The following is a 299-nucleotide window of genomic DNA, read 5'->3' on the forward strand; positions in this document are numbered from 1 at the left end:
GGGCTGACCGAGGCCATCAGTGCAGCCTATCCGCGGACAACCGTTCAGACCTGCATCGTGCATCTGATCCGCAACAGCCTCGAGTACGCCAGCTACAAGGACCGTAAGGCGCTCGCCACAGCGCTGCGCCCAATCTACGCGGCTGCCAGCGAAGAGGCGGCGAGGCAGGCGCTGCAAGACTTCGCCGACGGACCTTGGGGCGCGAAGTACCCGACGATCGTGCAGTCATGGCAACGCGCGTGGGAGCACGTCATACCGTTCTTCGTGTTTCCGCCGGAGATCCGACGGGTTGTGTACAC

1 protein-coding gene is annotated in these 299 nt (G+C 63.9%); it reads left to right on the top strand.

Annotated features, from left to right (window positions below; genetic code table 11):
• Positions 1-299, top strand: a 299-nt coding sequence (locus SB786_RS35955) for a transposase (RefSeq protein WP_410731538.1), incomplete at both ends; no start/stop codon positions are given.

This window comes from Burkholderia sp. SIMBA_062 (assembly GCF_046534765.1).
In the GTDB taxonomy this organism is placed as follows: Bacteria; Pseudomonadota; Gammaproteobacteria; order Burkholderiales; family Burkholderiaceae; genus Burkholderia; species Burkholderia ambifaria.